Below are 22,365 nucleotides of genomic sequence, written 5' to 3'. Positions count from 1 at the left end.
AGTGGCGGCAGGCGTCGTCGTATGCCACGTCGGCCGCGCGACGTCGGGGGCGCAGCCGCGGCAACCCTTGTCGATACGCTGCCGGGCGCCCATCTCGAAGGAACCAGAAGAACAGGATCCGATCCCATGCGCTATTCCATGCTCGATCTCGCGCCCGTCCCCGAAGGCAGCGATGCAGGTCAGGCCATCGCCAATTCCGTCGACCTTGCGCGCGCGGCAGAAAGCTGGGGCTATCACCGGTTCTGGATGGCCGAGCACCACAACATGGCCGGAATCGCCAGCGCCGCGACCTCGGTCCTGCTGGGGCACGTGGCCGATGCGACCTCGACCATCCGCGTCGGGGCGGGCGGCGTGATGCTGCCCAACCACGCCCCTCTCGCCATCGCCGAACAATTCGGCACGCTGGCAACGATCCACCCCGGCCGCATCGACCTTGGCCTTGGCCGTGCGCCCGGCGGCGACATGGCGGTGGCCCGCGCGCTGCGCCGGTCGCGCGACATGACCGACAGCTTTCCCGACGACGTGGTCGAGTTGATGACCTACCTGGGCGACCCGCGCCCCGGTGCCGCGGTGCGCGCACTTCCCGGCGAAGGCACGCATGTGCCCGTGTGGATGCTGGGCTCGTCCCTTTACGGCGCGCAGCTCGCGGCGCACCTGGGACTGCCCTACGCCTTTGCCTCGCATTTCGCGCCCGGTGCGCTGGATCAGGCGGCCGAGGTCTATCGGCGGTATTTCAAGCCGTCGCCCACGCTCGACCGGCCGCATTTCATGCTGGCCGTCAACGTCTTTGCCGCCGACACGGACGACGAGGGCCGGTACCTGCGCACCTCGATGCAGCAGGCCTTTGCCCGGCTGCGGTCGGGCCAGCCCGGCAAGCTGCCCCGCCCGGTCGAGGATATCGATGCCGAGATCGGCCCGCAGTTGCGCGCCGGCGTGGACGAGGCGCTGCGGATCACCGCCGTCGGCAGCCCTTCGAGCGTGCGCACCCAGCTGGACGGGTTCATCGAGGCCTACCGCCCCGACGAGGTGATCCTGACGGGCCAGATCCACGACCACGAGGCGCGCAAACGCTCGTTCGAGATCGCGGCCGACGTTCTGGGCGAAAGGCGCGCCGCTGCCTGAGCCCACGGCCCAGGCCCTCCTGTGGACCCGGCGCAGGGCAGCCGGGCGCGACCACCGGAAGGGTCGCGACACCGGCGGGACAAGTGCGCGGCGTGAGGCGGGCGCGGCGGGACCCTGAGGGAACCGCCGGGCCTGTGCGCCGTTGCGGCGGCATGACCCGACATGCGCCCTTCGACGTCTCGCTCGCCCTTGCCCGCGATCCCTATCGCTTTGTCTCGCGCCAAGCCCGGGGGTGCGACGGCGATGCCTTCACCGCGCGCCTGATGCTGCGGAAGACCGTGTTCCTGACCGGCCCCGCCGCCGCCCGGCACTTCTATTCCGACGCCTTTCACCGCGCGGAGGCCGCGCCGCTGTTCCTCAAGCTCACGCTTTTCGGACGTGGCGGGGTACAGGGGCTGGACGGGCCCGACCACCGCGCACGCAAGGCCCTGTTTCTGCGGCTGGTGGGCCCGGACCGGGTGAGCGAACTGACCGACCGGGTGCGCCGCGGGCTTGACCGGCTGTCGGGCCGGATCGCGGTGCAGGACGCGGCCGAGCGGGTGCTGACCCGCGCCGTCTGCGACTGGGCCGGGGTGCCCCTGCCCGACCACGAGCTCGGGCGGCGCACGCGCATGCTCTCCGAGCTTTTCGAACATGCGGTGCCGGTTTCGCCGTCGGTGCTGGGCGGTATCACGGCCCGCCGCGCCGCCGACGACTGGGCCGAGCGGCTGATCGCCGCGGTGCGCTCGGGCGATCTGTCCCCACCCCCGAACACTGCGCTGCGCGAAATCGCGCTCTGGCGCGATCCCGCCGGGCGGCGACTGCCTCCGCGCACCGCGGCGGTCGAGCTTTTGAACGTGCTGCGCCCCACGGTCGCGATCTCGGCCTTCGTGACCTTTCTCGTCCATGCCATGCACGCGCATCCCGACGTCGCCGAACAGATGCGCACGGCTCCCGACGCGACACGTGACAGGATCCCCGATATCGTGCAGGAGGTGCGCCGCACCGCGCCGTTCTTTCCGATGCTGATCGCCCGGGCGCGTCGCGACACCGACTGGGACGGGGTGCCGATACCTGCGGGCACGCCCACCGTGCTGGACATCTGGGGCACCAACCGGGACGCGCGAGCCTGGGCCGCGCCGGGCCGGTTCAGCCCGGACAGGTTTCACGACTGGCGCGGCGATGCCTTCACGCTGATCCCGCAGGGCGGCGGCGACCATGCCACCGGGCATCGCTGCCCCGGCGAGTGGTTCACGAAGGGCATCATGGAAGAGGTCGCGCGCTGGCTTGCCGCCCGTGACTGGCAGGTGCCGCCGCAGGACCTGACGCTTGACATGACATCCCTGCCCGGGCTGCCGCGCGACCGGATGCTGATCGACCTCGCCTGACTGACCTCGCTTGCCCGACCTCGCTTGACCGACCACCCACGCAGCGCCCCGCAGTCAGGTCCGCGCGCGGCCCCCTAGCCCGCCCGCGCCTGGCCCGACGGGCCATCGACGATCATCATCGGGCAGCCGCGCGAACAGCGCTCGACCCGGCTGTCGATGCCGTAGAGCCTGCTGATCATCTCGGGCGTCAGCACCTCGAGCGTCGGGCCCGCGGCGATGATCCGCCCCTCGGCCAGTGCCAGGGTCGTGGCACAGGCCCGCATCACCTGGTTAAGGTCGTGCAGCGCAAGGATAACCACCGCGCCTGTCTCCTCGGCGTAGCGGCGCAGCGCCTCGAGGATCTCGTACTGGCGGAAGAGGTCGAGCGCCGATGTCGGCTCGTCCATAAGCACCACCTTGGGCTGCGACACCAGCGTCTGCGCGATCGACACCGACTGCCGCTGCCCGCCCGACAGCTCGGGCAGTTGCCGCTGTGCCAGGTCAGCCAGGCCGAAGCGGTGCAGCACGTCGTCCACCGCCGCCAGCTCCGCCGCCGACAGCCGCCAGCCGCCGCCGCCCTGCTTGAGCGCGAGGATGACGGATTCGTAGACGGTCAGCGCCGCGCTCATCCCCGTGTCTTGGGGCATGTAGCGCAGGTCATGGGGGGCGGCCCCCTCCAGCCGGACGATGCCCGGCCCGCGCAACTGTCCGGCAATCCGGCGGAAAAGCGTGGATTTCCCCGCCGCGTTGGCCCCCACCAGCGCGGTCAGCCCGCCGCCCGCGACGGGCGCGCATGTGGCATCCGACAGGATCTCGCGCCGGCCATAGCGGGCGCCCACTTGTTCGAGGGCGAGGCTTACCATGCCTTGCGTCCCTTCGTCAGGATCAGTGCCGCGAAGAAGGGCACGCCGACCAGCGCGGTGATGATGCCGATGGGCAGGACCGCCCCCGGCAACAGCGCCTTGGACAGCACCGAGGTAGCCGACAGGATCACGGCGCCCGACAACATGGCGCCGGGCAGGAAGAACCTCTGATCCTCGCCCAGCAGCAGCCGCGCGACGTGCGGGCCGACGATGCCGATGAAGCCGATGGTGCCCACAAAGCTGACCGGCACCGCCGCCAGCACCGACACCAGCACCAGCGCCTCGAGCCGCAGCCGCCGGACCGGCACACCCATAGCCGCGGCGCGCGCCTCGCCCAGCCGGATCGCGGTCAGCGCCCAGGCGCGGCGGGCAAAGAGCGGCGTACACAGCGCCAGGATCGCGGCGGTGATCGCCACCTTGCCCCAGGTCGCCTTGGTCAGGCTCCCCATGGTCCAGAACACCACGGCCGACAGCGCCTGGTCGGACGCGAAGTATTGCAGCAGTGCCAACGCCGCGTTGAACGAAAAGACCAGCGCGATGCCCAGAAGCACGATGGTTTCCACCGTGACACCCCGCAGCGTGGACAGCCCGAAGATCAAAAGCGACGCGGCCATCGCCATGGCAAAGGCGTTGATCGGCACCATCAGCCCCACCGCCGCGGGAAAGATAGCCACGCCCAGCACCATCGCCAGCGCGGCGCCGAAGCTCGCCGCCGCCGAAAGGCCCAGCGTGAAGGGGCTGGCCAGTGGGTTGGCGAGGATCGTCTGCATCTGCGCGCCCGCCAGCGACAGGCTGGCGCCCACCGTCACGGCCAGAAGGGCCATCGGCATGCGGATGTCCCAGATCACGACGCGCATCTGCAGGTCCGCCGCGCCGGGCGCGACGATCGTGCGCAGAACGTCGCCCAGCGCATAGCGCGCGGGCCCGAGCGACACGTCCACCGCGACCGACAGCACCAGAACCGCGGCAAGCCCGACAAGGATCGCCAGCCGCCGCGCGACGAGGCCGCGATAGCTTTGGGCATGGGGAATGGCGTCGGTCGACAGGCTGGTCATGCGCGGCCCTCGGGCAAGGGGCGGCCCCGGCACGGGGGCCACCCTGTCGGGATCAGTTCGCGGGCGTCGCGTCCAGCGACACCCAGTAGCCCGGCTGGTAGTCGACGGGCAGGAAGCGGTCGTGCAGCTCCTTCAGCGTCGCCTCGGGGTCGAGGTCGGGAAAGAGATCGGGGTGCAGCCATGTCGCCAGCCTTTGCACGGCGACGAAGCTGTAGGGGTTGTTGTAGAACTGGTGCCAGATCGCATGGACCTGCCCGGATTCGACCGCCGCAACGCCGGTAAAGGCGGGCCGTTCGGTCAGGGCGGCCAGCTTGCGCCGCGCCTCGGCCTGATCGAGCCCGGGGCCCACGCCGACCCAGGCCCCGCCCGGCACGTAGGCCTCCCAGTTGCCGCCCGTCACGACGATCTGGTCGGGATCCGAGGCGATGACCTGTTCGGGGTTCACCGTGCCGAAGGTGCCGGGGATGAAGGGGCTGGCCATGTTCCGCCCGCCCGCCAGTTCGACGAAGCGGCCGAAATTGCCGTCGCCGAAGGACATGCAGCAATCCTCGGAATACCCGCCCGCGCGTTCGACGAAGGTCAGCGGGCGCTCCAGGTCCTGCTGCGCGTCGATCACGTCGGTGACCCGCGCCATCTGCGCGTCGTAGAAGGCGTTGAACTCGGCCGCGCGGTCCTCTTCCCCGAACAGCGCGCCGATGATCTCCATCGACTGCTGGGTGTGTTCAAAGGGCTTTTCTCGGAAATCCACGTAGACGATCGGAATACCGACCTTGGCAAGCTTCTCCTCGTAATCCGCCTCGTCCGTGGCGGCCTTGGACTCAAGGTTCATCAGCATCACGTCGGGATCGAGCGACACCGCCTGTTCGATGTCGAAGGTGCCGTCCTTGAAGCCGCCGAAGGTCGGGATCTCGGTCAGTTCGGGAAACTTCTCGGCATAGGCGGCATAGCTTTCCGGCGCGGCATCGGCCAGATCGTCGCGCCAGCCCACGACGCGGGCAAAGGGATCATTCCCGTCGAGAACGGAGGTGAAGAAGATCTGCCGGCCCTCGCCCAGGATCACGCGCTCGACCGGCGCGTCGACCGTGACCTCGCGACCGGCGATGTCGGTCAGGGTGATGGGATCGGCGTGCGCAAGGCTGGCGGCGGAGAGGCCCAGCGCAGAGGCGCAGAGCATGAGACGAAGGTGCATCGGAAAACCTCAGGTGACGAACGATGCGAGGCCTAGTTTTTCCGACCGTTTCGGTCAACCTTTAATATCGACCGCGCTGGGAGCTGTGGTCGGGCGCTCCGCGCCTGCGCGTCATGTCCCGTCGCCACGCGGCGCTCCGCCGAAGCGCAGCGGCGCGTAGGGCGCGAGGTCGAGCGCGGGTTGCCGGCCCGCGGCCAGCGCGGCGACCAGCTCGGCCGTCGCCGCGGATTGCGTGAGGCCCAGGTGCCCGTGACCGAAGGCATAGATCACCCCGGGCGCGCGCGGCGAGCGGCCGATCGCGGGCAGGCTGTCGGGCATCGACGGGCGGAATCCCATCCAACGCGTGCCGCCCGTGGGATCGAATCCGGGAAAGAACGTCCTTGCCTTGCCGACCAGCACGTCGGCGCGGCGATAGTCGGGTGGCAGGCGCAGCCCGCCCAGCTCGACCGCGCCGCCGATCCGCAGCCCCTCCCCCACCCGCGACACGACGAAGCCGTGCCGGACAAAGGTGACATGGGTGCGCAGGTCGATCCCCTCGGCGATGCGCGCGTCGGGAAAGGTCGTGTTGTAGCCGCGCTCGGTCTCCAGCGGGATCCGGTCGCCCAGCGTCCGGGCCAGCCGGTGCGACCACGCCCCCGCCGCCACCACGACCTGATCCGCGTGGCGCGGGCCGTCGGGCGTGGCGATCTCGACCCCGTGGTCGCGCTGGGTCAGCCCCCGCACCTCGCCCCGCGCAATCATGCCGCCGGCGGCGACGAAGGATTGGGCCAGATGCCGCGTCCAGAGCAGCGGGTCGGTGACGTTCAGCCAACCGGGCACAAAGCCCGCGTGGGTAAAGCGCGGCGCCAGCCCCGGCTGGATTTCGGCAAGGGCGCCGGGCCCGCCCAGCAGGTCGAAGGCGATGCCGTGGGCGCGCTTCAGTTCCCACGCGGGAAGGCTGGCGCGGAACTCGGCCGCGCCTTCGTAGACCTGCAGCTGCCCTTCGCGCCGGACCAGCGCCGCCCCCTCGACGGCGGGGAGCAGCCGGTCGAGCGCGGCGCGCGACAGGTCCATCAGCCGGGCCTGCGCGGCGATGGCCCCGGCCTGCCGCCCCGGCTGGCCCGACCGCCAGAAATGGTAGAGCCACGGCAGCATCCGCACCGCGTGCCCCGGCCGCAGCGACAGCGGGCCCAGCGGATCCATGAGCCACCCCGGCGCCTTGCGCAGGATCCCCGGCGAGGCCAGCGGCTCGATGTCCGAAAAGGCAAAGGCCCCCGCGTTGCCGCCCGAGGTGCCCCCCGCGACCGCGCCACGGTCCAGCAGGGTGACGGCATGGCCGGCGATCTGCAGCGCGAGTGCCGTGGTGACGCCGACGATCCCCGCGCCGATCACGGTGACCCGGCGCCCCGGGGCGCCCGGCGCGTGCGGATCGCTGCCGTGGTGCCCTTGGTCGGTCGGGCCAGTGGTGTGTGCCCCGGGAGGAAGGATCATGCGCGGCTCCTGTCGGTGTCCTGCCCCGCCCCGGCGCGCCGCGCCCGGTCAGAGCGCGATGCCGGTGCGGAACGGGTCCGCCGGGTCGAAGATCAGCGTGGCCTCGGCCATCACGTAGGCGCGGCCGGTGATGGACGGGATCACGCCGCCCGCGCCCCCCCTGTGCCACGACAGGCGGTAGGTCGACCCTATGATGCTGTGCTGCACGATCTCCACCCCTTCGGCCAGACGCCCGTCGGCGGCAAGGCAGGCCAGCCGCGCCGAACACCCGGTGCCGCAGGGCGACCGGTCATAGGCGTCGTCGGGGCAGAGCACGAAGTTGCGGCTGGACGGCACTTCGCCGGAGAGGCCCATCCGAGGCGGAATTGATTGGCCGTCCCCGGGTTGGCCCGCCCCGGGTTGGTCCGGCCCGGATCTGCCGGCCCCAGACTGGTCCATGCCGGGCTGCCCCGCACTACCGGGGGCGGACGGCGACGGCGCCGGCCCGGACACTGCCCACGCTGCCGCCCTGCTCCCGGGCTGCGCGCTGCCGCCATGGGCGGTGCCTGCCTGCGGCGCCCTGCCCCGGGAAGCGCCTGCCTCCGCCGATCCCGTTTCGCCCGGCCCCGCCTGTCTCAGATGCGCCTGTCTCAGCTCCGCATGTCTCCGCCCCGCCTGGCTCCGCTCCGGCGCGGTCAGCTCGCCATGCGACGCCCCTTCGCCCGCGGGCCCGTAAAAGATGACGTGGTCGATGGCCGCCCCGTCATCGCCCGTTATTCCGGCCTGCGCCAGCGCCGAGCGGGTCGCGATCGCAGCCTCCGTCAGGCGCGGAATGTTGGCGGGCTCGACCGGCAGGGGGCTGTCCTCGACCAGGTAGAACCAGTTGCCGCCATAGGCGACATCGCCCGTCAACCGCCCCAGCCCGGGCACGTCGACCGCGACGCCTGCCGCGGACCGGCGGCTTTCGATGTTGGTCACGGTGACGGTGGCGGGGTCATGCACCTCGACCGTCACGATGCCAGCAGGGGTTTCGATCCGGTGGCGCCCGATCCCGATGCGCCCCAGCCTGACCAGCGTCACGGCCACACCGATGGTGCCGTGCCCGCACATCCCCAGCACCGCGGCCACGTCGAAGAAGATCACACCGGTGACGCAGCCGGGATCGGTCGGCGGCACCAGCAGTGCCCCCACCATCGCCACCTGCCCGCGTGGCTCAAGCACCACGGCGCGGTAGGCGTCGCGATGCGGCCCCGCCAGCCGCGCGGCCCGGTCGGCAAGCGGCCCCGCGCCCAGATCGGGAAACCCGTCCAGGATGACGCGCGTGGGCTCGCCCCCGGTATGGCTGTCGATCACCCGCATCGGAGCGCGCTCCTCGATCCCGCGGTCAGGCCGCCCAGTCGGCGTACCACGCCCGGAACTGGGTGTACTGCGTTTCGGCAAAGGCCTTCTGGGCCGGAGTCAGCACGTCGGTTTCGTTGAAGTGCAGGCTGTATTCCTCGTCGCCGTTCAGGACCATCAGCCACTTGTAGAACAAGACCAGGTCGACGCCCTCGTCGAACTTCGACAGCACCATCAACGCCTCTTCCAGCTCCTGCGCGCGGGCCCGGGCCGCGGCATCGCCACGCGCGGCCGCGCGGCAGAGGTCAACCAGATGCAGCACCTCGCGCGGCAGGGCGTTGCCGATCCCGGTGATCGCGCCGGTCGCGCCGCACCTGACGAAGCCGTGGAACACCTGCGTGTCGACGCCCACCATCAGCGTCAGCGCCGCATCGCCCGAGGTGATGTGCTCGGCCGCATAGGACAGGTCCGCGGCGCCGCCGAACTCCTTGAACCCGATCAGGTTGGGATGGTGGCTGCGCAGGTCGAAGAACAGGTCGGCGCGGGTGGCAAAACCGTAGTGCGGGCTGTTGTAGATCACCGCCGGCAGGTCGGGCGCGGCATCGAGGATGGCCCCGAAATGCGCCCGCTGCGCCGCGACCGAGGTGCCGCGCGACAGCACCCGCGGGATCACCATCAGCCCCGCCGCCCCCGCCTGCGCGGCATGCGCGGCCAGCGCCACCGCAGAGGCCGAGTTGACCGCCCCCGTCCCCACGATGACCGGCACGCCCGCCTGCACCAGCGCCTCGACCCCCGCCATCCGCTGCGCGTCGGTCAGAAGCGGCCAGTCGCCCATCGACCCGCAGTAGACGACCGCCGACATCCCCGCCGCGATCAGCTCCTGCCCCTTGCGGGCGAGCGCGTCGAAATCGGGCGTCCGGTCCGCCTTGCAGGGCGTCATCAGGGCCGGGATGCAGCCGGTGAAAATCGTGTCGCTCATGTCGGGTCCTTTGCAGTGCGGGCGCATCGGCATCCGGCCGCGGGCCACTGGGGCGAGCGTAGCTGCCTGCCCGCGCCCGGTCGACAAACAAAATACAAACTGCCAGGGCAGGTCGAGGTCCGGATCGCTGCGACCCTCGGTGTCGATGAAGGTCCGGATCTGACGCATGATCCGGTCGGCATGCGCGCGGGCCAGCCGGCCACCCCCGCGACGTCGCGGGCGGTGATGGCGACCAGGAAACCCTCGTGTTCGGTCACGTAGCGGCGCGGCAGATCATCGTCGTACGAGCGCCAATAGAGCCGCAGGATCCGCCGCTTTTCGTCCAGGAGACCGCGAATGAGGTTGGCATAGCAGGCAGTGCTCCCGGCCTCGGCGATGGCGGCATGAAACTCGCGGTTGCTGGCGATCATCGCCGGGACATCTCGCGCCTCGACCGCCGTGGCGAAGGCCGCATGATGCGGCGCCACCGCCCTGGTGGTGACGCGATACACCAGCGTCAGCGCATCGAAGAAGGCCCGAGCCCCGCGAAATCGATCGGTGTCGCGATGGTCGTGCGGTTGGTCAGGGTGGCAAGCAACCCCTCGGCGGCCAGCCGCAGGGGGCCATCGGGATCGGGGTGCTTGGGTCGAGGCGTCCGACCCTTCATTCTGATCCTCTGCACTCCATTCCATCGCCCCCCGTTACGACGGATCCACGCACCTAACCTACAGGAAGACCACGCTAACCAAGATCAACGGCTGTTGCGGGTCAATCGGACCTTTCGAGAAGGCCCAACCGTTGCGTCAGAATGGCTTACAACATGCTGTTCGGCCGAAGCCGCGGCGGAGTTTGTTCGTCGGGGAACCACGCCCGGACATCCTGTCCCTCCGCCCATACCCCCGACGGATCCATCGTCAGACGACGCAGAGCATACTTGGGCCGAGGAGGGTCGGCATGAAACCGCTGTAGACGACCCGGGTGACCTCGCCCCGACAGGTCAAGCCTTGAACGGCCTGTGCTGTCGAGACATCTCAGAGCCTTGCCGACGCAGGGAACACGCTTGTCACGGACAGTATGTGCGGGCATTACCCAGCCAAAACGCCGATCAGCATCGATCTGCGAGAATTAATCCGACTTTCATGTTCAAAGTAGTTCAAAGGAAGAATAATGAACTGGAAAACTGATGACGAGATTATGAAAAACATCGCTCGAATTCGGGATTCCGGCCTTTGCGATGAAAAATGGTATCTGGAAACATACCAAGACGTGGCCGCACTTGGAATGGATCCGGTCGAACACTATGTGAAATATGGCGCAGCAATGCTGCGCGACCCGAACCCAGATTTTTCCACTGAATTTTACTTGAACACCCATAAAACCGTTAAGAAGAACAATCTGGATCCGTTCCTTCACTACCTGACGCGCAAACCTCAACCTCATCTTGCACCTGACCCGGCCAAGGTTCTGTGGGCGGCCAGCCTTGATGCAGATGCGGGGCATGACACGCGGGCAATTCGACTTGCCGACGAACATCTTTCAGAGAAAACCCGGCATACGCTCAGCTTGCTGAAGGCCAATGCGGCGTCTAAGAAACGGAACTTTGAATCGTGGCGGGATCAGGTGAACGAGTTCCTGACCCACTTTGACCTCGCTCCTATAAAGCTCAAAGGTTACCTGGGGTCGCTGTTCGAACGGCTGACTACGTCCGAGCTCCCTAAGATCCAACACGGGCCACTCGTGACAGTGATCATGCCCGCATGGAATGCCGCCAGCACCATCGAATATGCCGTACGCTCGATCCTGAACCAAACATGGCAGCCGGTTCAACTAATCATCGTTGACGACGCGAGCACCGACACCACTTGGCAAATAATCAAAACCCTCGCAGCGGAGGATGATCGAATACTGCCTCTGCGCAATACGCAGAATGTTGGCCCTTATGTTTCGAAGAATATCGCCCTCAAATATGCACAGGGGCTTTGGGTCACCGGACATGATGCAGATGACTGGGCACATCCACAGAGGCTCGAGAGCCACATAAAATTTCTGACAGCAAGCAAGAAAACTGCGTCGCTGATGGGTATGGTTCGCATGACCGGCAGCGGCAAGTTCTGCCGTTTCTCCCCCATAGGGAAAAACACTGCAGACGGCGCTTGCGTCGCGGGCTTTATATCCATGATGTGCGACCGTATATTCCTTGATCAGCGCGTCGGGCATTGGGATGAAATGCGCTTCGGCGGGGATTCCGAGCTTATTCACCGGCTAGAGGCGTCCTTGGGTGACCAACTTCCAAGGTTTCACTCCGTGGGAATGTTCTGCCTCGACAACCCGGACGGACTGACCAACCACCCTCAGTTCGGCCACGGGCCGGGGGGAAAGGTTGCGAAGGAGCGCCGTGACTACAAGACCGAGTTCCAGAAATGGCATCAAAGCCTGAGCGGCAATAAATATTACCTTGATTTCCCGCAACGCACCAGACGTTTTCCTGCGCCCGAAAGCGCGCTCAATACCCCGGGGAAAGCGGCAGAGGTTTTCCAAGAGCACGTGAAAGTCGCGTCGACATCCTCCGAACGAGAGGTCTCGACCGATATCTGTGTTATCACGGATCTGCGATTCCCCGGCGGGAACGCGTCATCAACCATTGATGAGCTGAAGTTTTTCCAGAGCAAAGGCCTGAACATCACGCTCATCCATTGCCCGGTCGACCGGGATCTTGGAAAGCCGATATCCGAACGCTACTATGAATTTGGTCACTTGATAAAGACGTTCGGCGACTTTTCACGACTGGCTTGCAAGACCTTGATCGTTCGCAGCCCAGGCGTGATAGTTTCGCAACTTTTCCAAGCTCACGAATCTAAAGTTCACGCAAACAGCGCCTACTTCGTAATCAACAACTCGCAAAAACGGACATCCGGGGAGGCGGTTTACTCCATCGCAGACATGGTCGAAACAATCGATCACGTTTCCGCAGAAAAGAAGGAAATCTGCCCGATCAGCCCGGTCATGCGTCGCGAGCTCTGTTCCGACGTCCGGGACCATGCTTTTTCGGGACGAGACTGGACGCCCACTTTCGATCTTGAAAGCTATAACGTACCACCCCGCGCTGAACTTCGACCGCCCTATCGGATTGGGAGGCATGGTCGCGACGGTGGCGAGAAATGGCTTGAGGATAAATACCTTCTACTCTCGGCGTATCCGACTGATGATGACTTTCACATAGAGATCCTGGGCGGCGCCAAGAATGCCGCCCGTATTCTCGGGGCACTGCCCGCAAACTGGACCGTACACGAGTTCGGCAGCATATCGCCGAAGGAATACCTGCAGAACCTGGATGCCTTCGTATATTTCCCGAACACATCCCTCAACGAAGGTTTTGGCCGCACCATTGTCGAAGCAATGATCGCCGGTATCCCATGCATACTGCCCTCAAAATTCGAGGAAGTCTTTGCCAATCTTGCCTTCTATTGCAAGCCGGAGGAGGTAGCACCGCTTATCCGAGAACTGGCGCGGCACGAAGTCGACCGCATTCGCTACCTCAACGAGGTGCAAAAGATCGTCGAAAACAAGTTTTCTTCCGACTCCATTTCGACCCGCCTACCTGAATGGTCGTGGGCGAACCGTGGTGACGGCGATTACGACAAGACGACTCTATCCTCTGAAAGTGATGGATTCCGGCTGGCGATCATGGAGAAGGCAAGAGGCTGAAACGTCCGAGACGGCTATTGAACTTTACCACCACCCTGCCCCGCTTTCACAAGACGTCGGGTGCTTTCCCTTCAACCACCTTAGGGGTGGCTTGAAGGGGCGAAAGTTTCTTGACGCGGTCATTTGATGCATTTGAAAGGACCGATCGAATCGGCTTTCACACCCTCCCCTTATCACGGGAAGGAGAGGGCTCCCCTGGACACCAGAAAGCCGAGTGCCAGTTGCCTTGCAGAGGGTACGTTTGTTGTAGTTTCAGGGGGATACGGGCGGCAAACCCCGAGTTTATCCCTGCGTGCCACATTTGAAGGCCCGGGCGTCACCGTTTCTTTTGAAGGCCAGATGGCTTGAGCCTGAAGTTAGCTATCCACCTTCTGGGGCGTGGAGAAGCGCTGTGCCGCAACCGGGAGAACAGGGTCACGGAGACACGGAAGGCATGCGAGAAAAGGCGGACGGGTCGAGGGGCCCGCCACGCACTGTCAGACGGGCCACCCGTGAGGGCGTGCCGGTATGCTCCTGATCCCGCAACGCCGCTTCACCCTGACGCGGCGCCCTGCACGGCCCCGGCTCCTAATGACAACGGCATCGTGCCGCGGCTTCGTCCGCGCTCCGGCAAGTATCTCTCCCCTACCCAACGGGCTCTCCCTGCTCGCAAAGATAGCGCGCGCCCGACCGCAGGTCCGGCCCGCCCCGTGATCATGGCCGCCGCGGGGACCTGAACCAGCGAGATATCCGGCGTGGCAGAACAGCGCCGGATAGCCGGCGACCGAGCCGCCGGATGGCGGCGTGAAGGCGCGGAGGAAGGGGGCGAAGGGGGCGAAGGGGCGCAGCTCGGACGGGCGCGCAAGACGGTCGGGCCAGAAATGCAGGGTGCCCACAGCAAGCCCCGCGTCGCAGACGGCGCCCGGGACCGGCAGGTCCGCCGCCGTCGCCTCGACCAGCGTCCTCCGATCCGCCGCGATGACGGCGGCGTTCCGCGCCGCGGCCCGCCGGTGCGCCCCTCGGGACGGATGAGGGTGCGATGGCTATCGAGGATCACAGAGCCCCTTTATCCCGCGAAAGACGCTGCCGGTCCGGGGCGCGGATGCGGGCGGGCGACACGCTCTCCTCGATCACGGGCCGCGCGCGGGCCGGCGTGTCCGCGTCGGCGATCGGGGGGTAGCGTGTGCTGAAGGGCGGCTGCGGATTGGGGTCGACGGCCAGTTCCAGCACCCGGGCATACTCCACCCCGACGATTGTCGCCGCGAGGGGCGGGCCGAAATCGACACCCGCCGCGACGCCGCCGTCGGTAGCCTGGTTGCGATCGTTCACCACAGGTTCATGCGTGGGCATGGCGCCGAAGGAGTCGAGCGTGCCGATCACCGTCCAGAGCGAGGCGGCGCGATACCCCTCAAGCAGCCCCGTCACCCCCGGGAGCAGTGCGCCCGAGCAAGCCGAGCAGACCCACTTGGCCTCTCCCCCTGGCGGTAACGAAGTCGACCATCCGCCGGTCTTCGGGCACGTCGACCGACGGGGCCTGCCCGCTGGGCACCAGGATCATGTCGGGCTGACGCGAGGCGGCTCGAAAGACGTCTCGGCCAGAAGCGAGGTGCCGGCATCGGTGGGCACGGGGCCCGGCGTGGCGGCGATGTCCTCGAGAGAGACGCCGGGCCGCATCGACAGCGTTTGCCGCACTCAGATCAGGTCCGTCGTGGTGAAATGGGGGCAGCAGATGCTCTGGATCAGCATGGGATCTCCCTGCGAAAACGCGGGGGGCCCGACCGGAGGGGGCGATGTCGGCCGGGGGGCGCCGTCAGTCGCGCGTCAGTGCCGCGTTGAAAAGCCGGGCCCAGCCCTCGACCGAGGTGGCCGTGATCGGCAGTTGCGCCAGCGAGGCCGCGTGATCGGCGTTCGACGCCATGATCTCGGGGGGATCGAAGACGTTACGGTGATGCGTCACGATCGCCTTGCCGGTGCCGCCGAAGGCGATGACCCTGGCGACGTCTCCGGGCGGCATCGAGGGAGACGTGATCCCGCGGCCAGGCGCGCGACCGAACCGCGCGGCAGTCTGCGCACCAGTCAGCATTCGGGGCCCGCTCACCTAAATCATCAGGGTGCCGCGATTGTCGGACTAGAGGGCCGCGACGGTGTGGGCGGCGGCATCCTGGTGGCTGATCACGCGGGTCCTGGCCCCCCGGGGCATCGGGCAGGCCAGCACGGTCATCTCGGCCACCTTGGCCGCCATCGCGGGGATCAGGACGTTCTCCATGCAGACGGTCGGCTGCAGCGCGGTGAAGGGCAGGCCACTGGCCCGGCGGTCCGCCGGGATCGGGCGCCACTTCTCCCCCCCGGATCGCCGGTGTCAGCCTTGCGGATGCGGGCGTCGACGTTCCAGACGATCCGTTCGATCTGTGCGGCGCTGGCGGCCTCCATCAGGTTGCGGGCCCCGGGCGTGGGGTCCGTGGAGATTGAGATCAGCATCAATACGCGCTGCTGTCCCTCGACCTCAGCGGATAGACTGGTGGGGTCGTTCCGGCATCGCGGCGGGATCTGGCGGGACGGCTCGCCCGCCACAGGGCATGCCGGCCCGCCCTTTCCCTCAGACCTCGAACAAGGTCAGGGCGATGGCGGCGCGCAGGTTCGATCCCGGCGAGCCCGCCGTCACCAGCATCAGGCCCGGCGTCCCGAGCGCGAGCGCCACGGCAAAGGCCGGCCCGGCAGCGCCGATATCGCCGGTGTCGAGCGCCTGGTGCGCAGGCGCGCATCCCGGGGCGAGGACCGATCCCAGCCGCACCCGCAGATACGACAGCTCCGCCGCGCGGTAACGGCTGTTGTTCCAGTCCGTCACCCAGACGTCGACCATGCGCCCGTCGTCGGGCAGCGCGTCCCAGCAACTGGCCGTGATCGCGGCATAGTCGCTGTCGCCGAGGTCGAATTCGCCGACCTCTTCCACGTCGATGCCGAGGCCTTCGATCCGGGCGCGCGCCCCGTCCGGGCGAGCGGTGACGACCAGGGCCACCGCGCCTTCGCCCGGGATCGCGCCGTAGGGTGTGGCCTTCGAGAACAGGCGCCGTGCGTTGTTCAGGGCGTTCAGCCGATCGCGCGCGGCGTGGCTGTCGACGGCCAGCACCAGCAGGGTCTGGCCCGCTTCGACCTCGTCCGCGCGCGCGGACAGGGCGGCGGCCAGCGCGCACCCGGCATCGAGATGCAGGGTCGGCTGGACGAACCTGACCCCCAGACGCTGCGCCGCCTCGGCCACCAGCGCGTCGCCCAGTTTCTGGGCCATGTCGGCATCGATCCCGTCCCGAGGTTCGGGCAGCAGGACGGCGATGGCAACGTCCTCTTGGGGCAGGTCAGGCGCCGCGGCTGCAAGATCGTCGAGCGCTTGACAGGCCAGGGCGGTCATCCGGGTCACCGGGCCGGCGGGATCGGGCTCGCCGGCAAGTGCCGTGGTCAGCGGCGCCCAGTCCGGCCCCAGGAAACCACGCTGGCGGCGCAGCATGGTCCGGCCCTCCCGCAGCGCCGCACGCGTCCCCGCAAGCGTCGGGGCCAGCACCGAGGCGAGGCCCGCAGCCGTTACGTAAAGCGCCATAAGTCCCCCGATTCACACGCGTGCGCGTGCCCCGGGGCGCCCCCCTCGCGCCCGACGGGGCGCGTCGGCGCCCAGTGCGGCAACGCAGCCCCGAGCTGCCCTTCGGAGACGCGCGGCACCCTCCGGTCAGGCCCTGACGGCCGACTCTTCGGCATCCGAGGCTCCGACGCTTCAGGCACCGAAACCTCAGCCACGGAAACCTCAGGCCTTGATAACTCAGGCATCGTCCAGCGCCACGATGCCCGTGCCCCGCTCCTGACACATGCAGCGCAGAGTTTCGGCCAGGTGAACCGGCGCCGCGCTCCAGCCCTCGACCGTGCAGAGCGTGCCCTCGGCATCCCGGTCGAGCGTGAAGAGCGGTTCGTCATCGTCGGGGGCCGGCGCCGCCAGCGACTGCAACGCGCCGAAGGACCAAAGAGACATCAGGCCGTTTTCGGCCCTCTCGGACAGGTGCTGCGCCCCTGCGGGCATGCGGAAGGTTCGGGCGGCGTCCGTGCGCGACAGCGCGTCGACCAGCGCAGCCGCATCGGGCGATGGCGGCGGCAGATCCAGCGGCAGGGGGGCGTGCGGCCCTTCGCCTTGGACGGAAAGGTCGATCCGCTTGACCAGCGCGGAGAAGTCCTTGGGGTCGTGGCTGTCCCGCGCCGCGGCCTCGTCCCCGTCGAGCATGGCGAGGAGACGGTCGAAGCTGCCCGCGGGTGTCTGGTGCAGACCATGAAGCGCCCGGATCAGCAGGTTGGGTAGCAAGGCGCCATGCCGGGCGCCCGTCACCTCGATCGTCAGGCCCGTCTCGGGCTCGGGGCGGCAGTGGATGGACAGCCCGGAGGGGTCGAACTCCGCGAGGGCGCCGTACCCGGTGGCGAGAAGCGCGCCGATATCGCCCAGCGCGAAATCGAGCTCGTCCAGAACCTCGTCGCGCAGCCCCCGCGCCAGGGCGGCGGGCGTCTGGCGCAGGATCAGCGTCAGGCCCGTCACCGTCGCAGGGATCGCGTCGGCGCCGAACACGCGGGCCGCAAGGGTGCCGGTGTGAGCGTTGTCGGTCATGGCATCATCACTCGCGTCTTGGCAGGCTTGGCTGCGCCACCATTGCCCCGGCCCTGCACCGCGCGGCAAGCCGACGATGGCAGGGCGACGACGGCCGAGCGGCCCGCAGGCCCACCGCTCATCCGGCAGGCGAAGCTGTGTCCGGCCCGCGCCGCAGACAGGCGCTCGGCTCTGCTCCCCGCCCCGCTTCGCCGCACGCGTCGGGTCACGCCCCGCTCCCCTTGAACCGGTCGAGGTAGTCGGCCGCCAGCGCCTCGCGTTCCGGATTGCCGTTCACGTAGCACGGCGCCTCCCGGATCCGGCGCCCGCGACTGGCGAGAGCGGGTTCAAGGAACCGCGCCGCGGCGCGAAATGGCCCGATATCTTCACCGGTATTCAGATCGCCCCAGATCGGCGCGGCACCGGCGGTCACGACCGTCGCCGCGCCCGCCTGTTCGACGGTCACTTCGGGGTGGCGGGGGCGGCCCTGCAACCGTTCTGAAAACTCGGGCCCGACGTAAGTGCGCCATCCGATATCGGGCAGGCCCGCGGTGTAATCGCCGTGCACCTGCGTCGCATTGGGGTTGTGAAACACCAGCGCCGATGGGATCCGCCAATCCGCGATCACGGCGGCCCGATAGCGCCGGAAGGCGGGCGGATAGAGGAACATCAGCGACCCCTCGACCGGCGTCCCCGCAAAGCCCAGACCCTGGACCCCCGCGCGCAGGGGCAGCCGGCGCAGCACTTCATCGCTGTCGTGCAGGAACCGCTGCGATGCCTCCCCCTCGGGCGGGAGGGCAAAGTCGATCTGCGCATAGGGAGTCACCCCCGCGTCCGTCTCGGCGATCATGTGAGCGATCGAGGCATAGGGCGCCAGGGGTCGGCCGAAACCGGTATCGTCCGGACCGTAAATCCGCAGGCCGAACTTCTCGACCCCACCGTCGCGCAGAATCGCGCGCAGCTCACCGATCCGCTTGTCCGTCGCCTTGGTCAGGCGCGAGGCCCGCGACCGGCCGGTGGTGGGGCCCTTCGCCACGAAGGCGACGTCGGCCCCGAACTGCGTCAGGAACAGATCCAGAAGCTCGCCCCCGGGACCGGCCAGCGTCGCGCCGTCCAGAGGGTCGGTCAGGGCCGTGATCCGCAGGATCGGCGCACCCACCTTCTGGTCCGACGCCTGCGTGGTATCGCGGTAAAGAAACTCCGGCATCACTTGCCTCCTAGCTGATCGGGGTCGCCGGATGGGCATCGCAGGAGCAGGTCGCGTCGCTGACCTCGAAGACACCGCCTTGGGACCTGTTCTTGTAAAGGTCCAGCTGATCGGACTGGAAATCGTCCTGATAGCCGGGCGCGTCGAACTTGTAGTCGTAGATATCAAGAACCGCCCCGTCCTGATCCAGGATCGAGACATCGGGCACGATGCGCACCGCCTCGCTTTCCAGCAGGTTCATGCTGCGCACCGCCTGGTAGATATCGGCGGCTGTGACGGCAAGGTCGATGGCGTCCATCACGCCGCTGATGATGTTGAGGCCGGGAACGAACTTCATCCACATCTTGCGGCCCGCCCGCTTGACCGCCGCGAGACCTTCGCGACGGATCAGGCGCCGCATCTGCCGTTCCAGGTAGTTGCGCATCCCGCGTTCGCTATAGGCGCGGCGCCCCATCTGTTCGGCCATCGCCCGGGTGCGCCCTACGAAGATGCTGCGTTCCGCGGCGCCCAGCGCCCGCGGCCCCCGGCGCGAGGTGATCCCGCGATTGAGACGGGAATCCGGGCGCTCCAGTGCGGTCCGGGTGCGGCTCTTGGCGGTGTGGGACGGGCGGCGGCAGCCACCGGGTGGCGGGTTGCGGCGGCAGGCCTGCCATTCCTCGCGCACCTCGCAGAAGATCCGGCACAGCTCGTTCAGAACCTCGTCGCCGGTGTCGAAAACCCGTTCGACCTGCCCCCCCTGCCCCGAGATGCAGTTGTAGTTGTTCATGTGAAGCTTGTCCGACAGGCGGCAGACGTTCTGACCCTCCATGTAGACATTGGGCGAGTAGGTGATCCAGTTCGACTGCGCGAGGTGCGTGCCCGAAGACACGCCCTTCATCGAGCCCGCCTCGTCCCCGGTGCAACGCGAGAACTCGGACGGCTTGTGCGCGATCATGTGGCCGCCGTCTGCCAGGACCGTTGTCGTGCCCTTGACGATATCGGGGTTCACCGCGGTGATCCCGTAGGGCACCGGCTTTCCGTCGCCCGGCGTCCTGCAGACATCGGGGGTCGAGTTGCTGTGGCTGCCGCCCGATCCGCGATGGGTCAGGGTCAGGCCGTTGATGCGGACGGTCACGCTCATGTCGGGGCCTCCTCCAGGTCCGTCGCGCCGTGAAACAGCCGCGCATGTCCGGGCGCCACGGCAAAGCGCGTCCGGCCATCCAGCGCGATGACCGTCCGTTCGATCGTCACGTCTTCGGCCGCGCTGGGGATCGGCCAGGTCGTCAGCTGAACCAACCGGACAAGCCCGGTTTCAAGGTCGATCTCGACCGATTGCACGGCGCCCGGGCGGGGCTGCCAGCGGCCGCCGATCCGGGTCGAGGTCAGCAGGGACAGCGCTGGCAGCGGATAGGCCGAGGGCGCATCGACCGGCCCGGTGCCCTCCAGCCCGCCGATCAGGATCTCGGGCGCGTCCGGCCAAGGCGGGTCGATCCGCTGATCCTCGGGCGCGACCTGCCAGAAGGCGGGATCGAAATCGGTGGGCAGAAGCGGCGCGCGGGTGCGCTGCCACGCCCGGTCGTAGGTGCCGCCCAGCGCCGCGCGCGCGGGCCATGCCCGCGGCACCGGGCCCAGCGCGGGCACCCGGCCCGTCACCGCCGTCAGCCGCGGCAAAGGCCCGTCCCCCCGGCCTTCCCCCCGACCGTTCCCACGTCCGGAGCGGCCCAGCGGGTTGTCGGGATCGTCGGGCCCGCCCGGCGCGCGCGTCCAGTCCAGCGGGACGCGGCCCCCGTCATCGGGATCAGGCGAGATGCGCAACCGCTTCGACCACCCGCCAAGGCGAAAGGACACCTCGGCCGGTGCGCGCCGCGTCGCGGGCCCCGCGCCGCGCAGGACGAGGTCGATCGATGCCCGCGCGGGCGTGACCTCCTGGTCGCGCAGCAGGACCCCCTGCGGGTCGTCGCCGGCAAAGACGGGGGCCTGCGCCACGGGCTGTTGCGGCATCACGAAAAGCGGCCGCAGGCCTTCGCGCAAGGCAAATGTGGCCGCGACCCAGACCCCCCAGAAGCTGCGCCCGCGGTGGTCGCGGAACGCTGCGGCGTGGTGGGCGAAGGGGGTGGAGTTGCGAACCTGCCACATAGATCAGTTCAGATCTATGCGCGCGCCGGCCAGACGCAGGGTGCGGGCGGCGTCGACGGCGACATCCTCGCCCTCAAGCCGGATCCGCCCGTCGGGATGAAGCGCCAGCGACGCGGCGCCCGCCCGCAGGACCAGGGGCGCATCGTCGGGGGCCGGGTCCTCGTGCACGACACCCAGCGCGACCACGGTCGCTTCGTCCTGATCAAGCACGGCTTGGCAAACCGCGATCCGCCCGACATCCCCTGCCCCGAAGGGCGAGGTTGCGAGGATGCGGGCATTCGTGCCTTCCAGCAGCGGCACGCCGCTGTCGCTGACGGCAAGGATCCGGCGCAGGTCGAAGGTGCGGCTTACCGACATGGTGCGCCCCCCGCCGATGCCCCGCGGCCCGCAGATGGACCCATCCCCGCGAGGTATAGCAGAGCGGTGGCCCGGGCCGCGGGATCCCGGCACATGGGGCTTCCGACCGCGACGCCGCGGGTCGACACGCCTTGGCCCTCCCAACGCCCCGTGTGTTCATGGCTTTGCCGGATCATTCCCGGTCGTCCACGCGAACGAGGTATCCAAGGCCGTAGCGCGCGAAGAGAAACAACAGGATCACGCAGACCCACCACCAGAGGGAGTAGACGCCGAAGACCCTGGCCGCGAGCGAGACGATCAGCAGTGCCAGGAGGCAGACCCAGAACACGAACACCGGAAGACTGAGATAGATCGGTTTCACCCGCACCCTACATCTCCCAGTATTTCTTGATGTCTTGTGGTCTTATGTACTCGCCGAACACCTCCCTGAACTGGTCGTCGGTCATGTCGCCTTCCTGGAAGCGATGCATCAGGACGGCGCGGATATCCTCCATCTGTTCGATCGCGCTGTAGTAAGCGATGGTGCCGCCCACTGCGACGACGGCGCCGGCGACGCCCGCCCGTCCGACTCCGATCCGTGGTCCCATGCGACGCTGGATTTCTTCCAGCACCGGCCCCCGGCCCAGAAGCCGCTCGGTCGCCCGGGCTGCGCCCTGCCGGACCGACCCCGACTTGCTGGCCTCGACCGCGCCCGCGACCGCGGCCCCCGTACCCGCGCCGATGCCTAGGACGCCCAGCACATAGACAGTCCAGGACAGGGTCTTGTACTGCTCGACAAGGGCGTCGGTGTCCCTGTGCTGGTGATCGAACCAGTAGGGAAACTCCTGCATCTGCACCGCCAGCCCGGCCGTGACCCCGATGAAATCGGCCATCTCCTGCCGGTAGGGCGCAAGGTTGCCGCGGATCTCGTTCAGGGCCCGGTTGCGTTCGCCGTGATCCTCGATCGTGGGCACGAGGAACATCCGCGCCAGCACGTTCAGCGCCAGTCCGGGATTGGGCTCGGTCGTCGACATCGGCACATCGAGGATGCGGCAGAGGTTCTCCAGATAGGCTTGCTGCTCGGGCGTCAT

Annotated in this window: 23 protein-coding genes; 3 read left to right on the top strand and 20 right to left on the bottom strand. The window is 68.1% G+C overall.

Annotated features, from left to right (window positions below; translation table 11 throughout):
• Positions 1-126: 126 nt before the first annotated feature.
• Complete coding sequence (locus tag EKE94_RS05220) at positions 127-1,122, top strand: LLM class flavin-dependent oxidoreductase (protein ID WP_127905561.1); 996 nt, start codon at positions 127-129, stop codon at positions 1,120-1,122.
• Between the two features lie 152 nt (positions 1,123-1,274).
• Positions 1,275-2,489, top strand: a complete 1,215-nt coding sequence (locus EKE94_RS05215; RefSeq protein WP_127905560.1) for a cytochrome P450 — start codon at positions 1,275-1,277, stop codon at positions 2,487-2,489.
• A 74-nt stretch (positions 2,490-2,563) separates the two neighbouring features.
• Here EKE94_RS05215 and EKE94_RS05210 read toward each other — a convergent pair whose 3' ends face one another.
• The 8 genes from EKE94_RS05210 to EKE94_RS18755 form a co-directional block, all read right to left on the bottom strand.
• Positions 2,564-3,331 carry an ABC transporter ATP-binding protein gene (locus EKE94_RS05210; protein WP_127905559.1) on the bottom strand — a complete coding sequence of 256 codons (768 nt, stop codon included), beginning with the start codon at positions 3,329-3,331 and terminating at the stop codon, positions 2,564-2,566.
• Positions 3,325-4,386 carry a FecCD family ABC transporter permease gene (locus tag EKE94_RS05205; RefSeq protein ID WP_127905558.1) on the bottom strand — a complete coding sequence of 354 codons (1,062 nt, stop codon included), beginning with the start codon at positions 4,384-4,386 and terminating at the stop codon, positions 3,325-3,327. The genes EKE94_RS05210 and EKE94_RS05205 overlap by 7 nt, the downstream gene beginning before the upstream one ends.
• A gap of 52 nt (positions 4,387-4,438) precedes the next feature.
• Positions 4,439-5,575 (bottom strand): ABC transporter substrate-binding protein, encoded by a 1,137-nt coding sequence (locus EKE94_RS05200; protein ID WP_127905557.1) that lies wholly within the window; start codon positions 5,573-5,575, stop codon positions 4,439-4,441.
• Positions 5,576-5,686: 111 nt separating this feature from the next.
• Positions 5,687-7,045, bottom strand: a complete 1,359-nt coding sequence (locus EKE94_RS05195; RefSeq protein ID WP_127905556.1) for an NAD(P)/FAD-dependent oxidoreductase — start codon at positions 7,043-7,045, stop codon at positions 5,687-5,689.
• Between the two features lie 48 nt (positions 7,046-7,093).
• Positions 7,094-8,383: a proline racemase family protein gene (locus EKE94_RS19135; RefSeq protein ID WP_328590466.1), complete on the bottom strand. Its 1,290-nt coding sequence runs from the start codon at positions 8,381-8,383 to the stop codon at positions 7,094-7,096.
• Between the two features lie 25 nt (positions 8,384-8,408).
• Complete coding sequence (locus EKE94_RS05180) at positions 8,409-9,341, bottom strand: dihydrodipicolinate synthase family protein (protein ID WP_127906284.1); 933 nt, start codon at positions 9,339-9,341, stop codon at positions 8,409-8,411.
• Positions 9,338-9,832, bottom strand: a complete 495-nt coding sequence (locus tag EKE94_RS18760; RefSeq protein ID WP_206615022.1) for an FCD domain-containing protein — start codon at positions 9,830-9,832, stop codon at positions 9,338-9,340. The genes EKE94_RS05180 and EKE94_RS18760 overlap by 4 nt, the downstream gene beginning before the upstream one ends.
• A gap of 5 nt (positions 9,833-9,837) precedes the next feature.
• Complete coding sequence (locus EKE94_RS18755) at positions 9,838-9,987, bottom strand: hypothetical protein (protein ID WP_206615021.1); 150 nt, start codon at positions 9,985-9,987, stop codon at positions 9,838-9,840.
• A 500-nt stretch (positions 9,988-10,487) separates the two neighbouring features.
• Between EKE94_RS18755 and EKE94_RS05170 the strand changes: the two genes are divergently transcribed.
• Positions 10,488-13,025 carry a glycosyltransferase gene (locus EKE94_RS05170; RefSeq protein WP_127905555.1) on the top strand — a complete coding sequence of 846 codons (2,538 nt, stop codon included), beginning with the start codon at positions 10,488-10,490 and terminating at the stop codon, positions 13,023-13,025.
• A 1,032-nt stretch (positions 13,026-14,057) separates the two neighbouring features.
• Here EKE94_RS05170 and EKE94_RS05165 read toward each other — a convergent pair.
• The 12 genes from EKE94_RS05165 to EKE94_RS05120 form a co-directional block, all read right to left on the bottom strand.
• Complete coding sequence (locus EKE94_RS05165; RefSeq protein ID WP_127905554.1) at positions 14,058-14,429, bottom strand: type 1 glutamine amidotransferase family protein; 372 nt, start codon at positions 14,427-14,429, stop codon at positions 14,058-14,060.
• Positions 14,430-14,558: 129 nt separating this feature from the next.
• Positions 14,559-14,696 carry a hypothetical protein gene (locus tag EKE94_RS18625; RefSeq protein WP_164870834.1) on the bottom strand — a complete coding sequence of 46 codons (138 nt, stop codon included), beginning with the start codon at positions 14,694-14,696 and terminating at the stop codon, positions 14,559-14,561.
• Between the two features lie 118 nt (positions 14,697-14,814).
• Positions 14,815-15,018 (bottom strand): hypothetical protein, encoded by a 204-nt coding sequence (locus tag EKE94_RS05160; protein ID WP_127905553.1) that lies wholly within the window; start codon positions 15,016-15,018, stop codon positions 14,815-14,817.
• A gap of 114 nt (positions 15,019-15,132) precedes the next feature.
• A complete protein-coding gene (locus EKE94_RS18620) occupies positions 15,133-15,270 on the bottom strand; it encodes a hypothetical protein (protein ID WP_164870833.1) in 138 nt (45 codons plus the stop codon).
• Between the two features lie 330 nt (positions 15,271-15,600).
• On the bottom strand, positions 15,601-16,593 hold the full coding sequence (locus EKE94_RS05155; protein WP_127905552.1) for a hypothetical protein: 993 nt from the start codon (positions 16,591-16,593) through the stop codon (positions 15,601-15,603).
• A gap of 216 nt (positions 16,594-16,809) precedes the next feature.
• Positions 16,810-17,637 carry a hypothetical protein gene (locus tag EKE94_RS05150; protein WP_127905551.1) on the bottom strand — a complete coding sequence of 276 codons (828 nt, stop codon included), beginning with the start codon at positions 17,635-17,637 and terminating at the stop codon, positions 16,810-16,812.
• A gap of 205 nt (positions 17,638-17,842) precedes the next feature.
• Positions 17,843-18,823, bottom strand: coding sequence for a hypothetical protein (locus EKE94_RS05145; RefSeq protein ID WP_127905550.1), 981 nt, complete (start codon positions 18,821-18,823; stop codon positions 17,843-17,845).
• Between the two features lie 10 nt (positions 18,824-18,833).
• A complete protein-coding gene (locus EKE94_RS05140; protein ID WP_127905549.1) occupies positions 18,834-19,943 on the bottom strand; it encodes a DUF4150 domain-containing protein in 1,110 nt (369 codons plus the stop codon).
• Positions 19,940-20,938, bottom strand: coding sequence for a DUF2169 domain-containing protein (locus tag EKE94_RS05135; RefSeq protein WP_127905548.1), 999 nt, complete (start codon positions 20,936-20,938; stop codon positions 19,940-19,942). The genes EKE94_RS05140 and EKE94_RS05135 overlap by 4 nt, the downstream gene beginning before the upstream one ends.
• A gap of 3 nt (positions 20,939-20,941) precedes the next feature.
• Entirely contained in the window at positions 20,942-21,295 is a 354-nt protein-coding gene (locus EKE94_RS05130; RefSeq protein WP_127905547.1) for a hypothetical protein, read from the bottom strand.
• A 172-nt stretch (positions 21,296-21,467) separates the two neighbouring features.
• Positions 21,468-21,662 (bottom strand): hypothetical protein, encoded by a 195-nt coding sequence (locus tag EKE94_RS05125; protein WP_164870832.1) that lies wholly within the window; start codon positions 21,660-21,662, stop codon positions 21,468-21,470.
• A 1-nt stretch (position 21,663) separates the two neighbouring features.
• The gene (locus tag EKE94_RS05120) at positions 21,664-22,365 is read right to left on the bottom strand and encodes a hypothetical protein (RefSeq protein WP_127905545.1); all 702 of its coding nucleotides are present in this window, start codon (positions 22,363-22,365) and stop codon (positions 21,664-21,666) included.

This window comes from Mesobaculum littorinae (genome assembly GCF_004011175.1).
GTDB classification, from domain to species: domain Bacteria; phylum Pseudomonadota; class Alphaproteobacteria; order Rhodobacterales; family Rhodobacteraceae; genus Tranquillimonas; species Tranquillimonas littorinae.
This window is presented reverse-complemented; position numbering and strand designations above follow the sequence as displayed.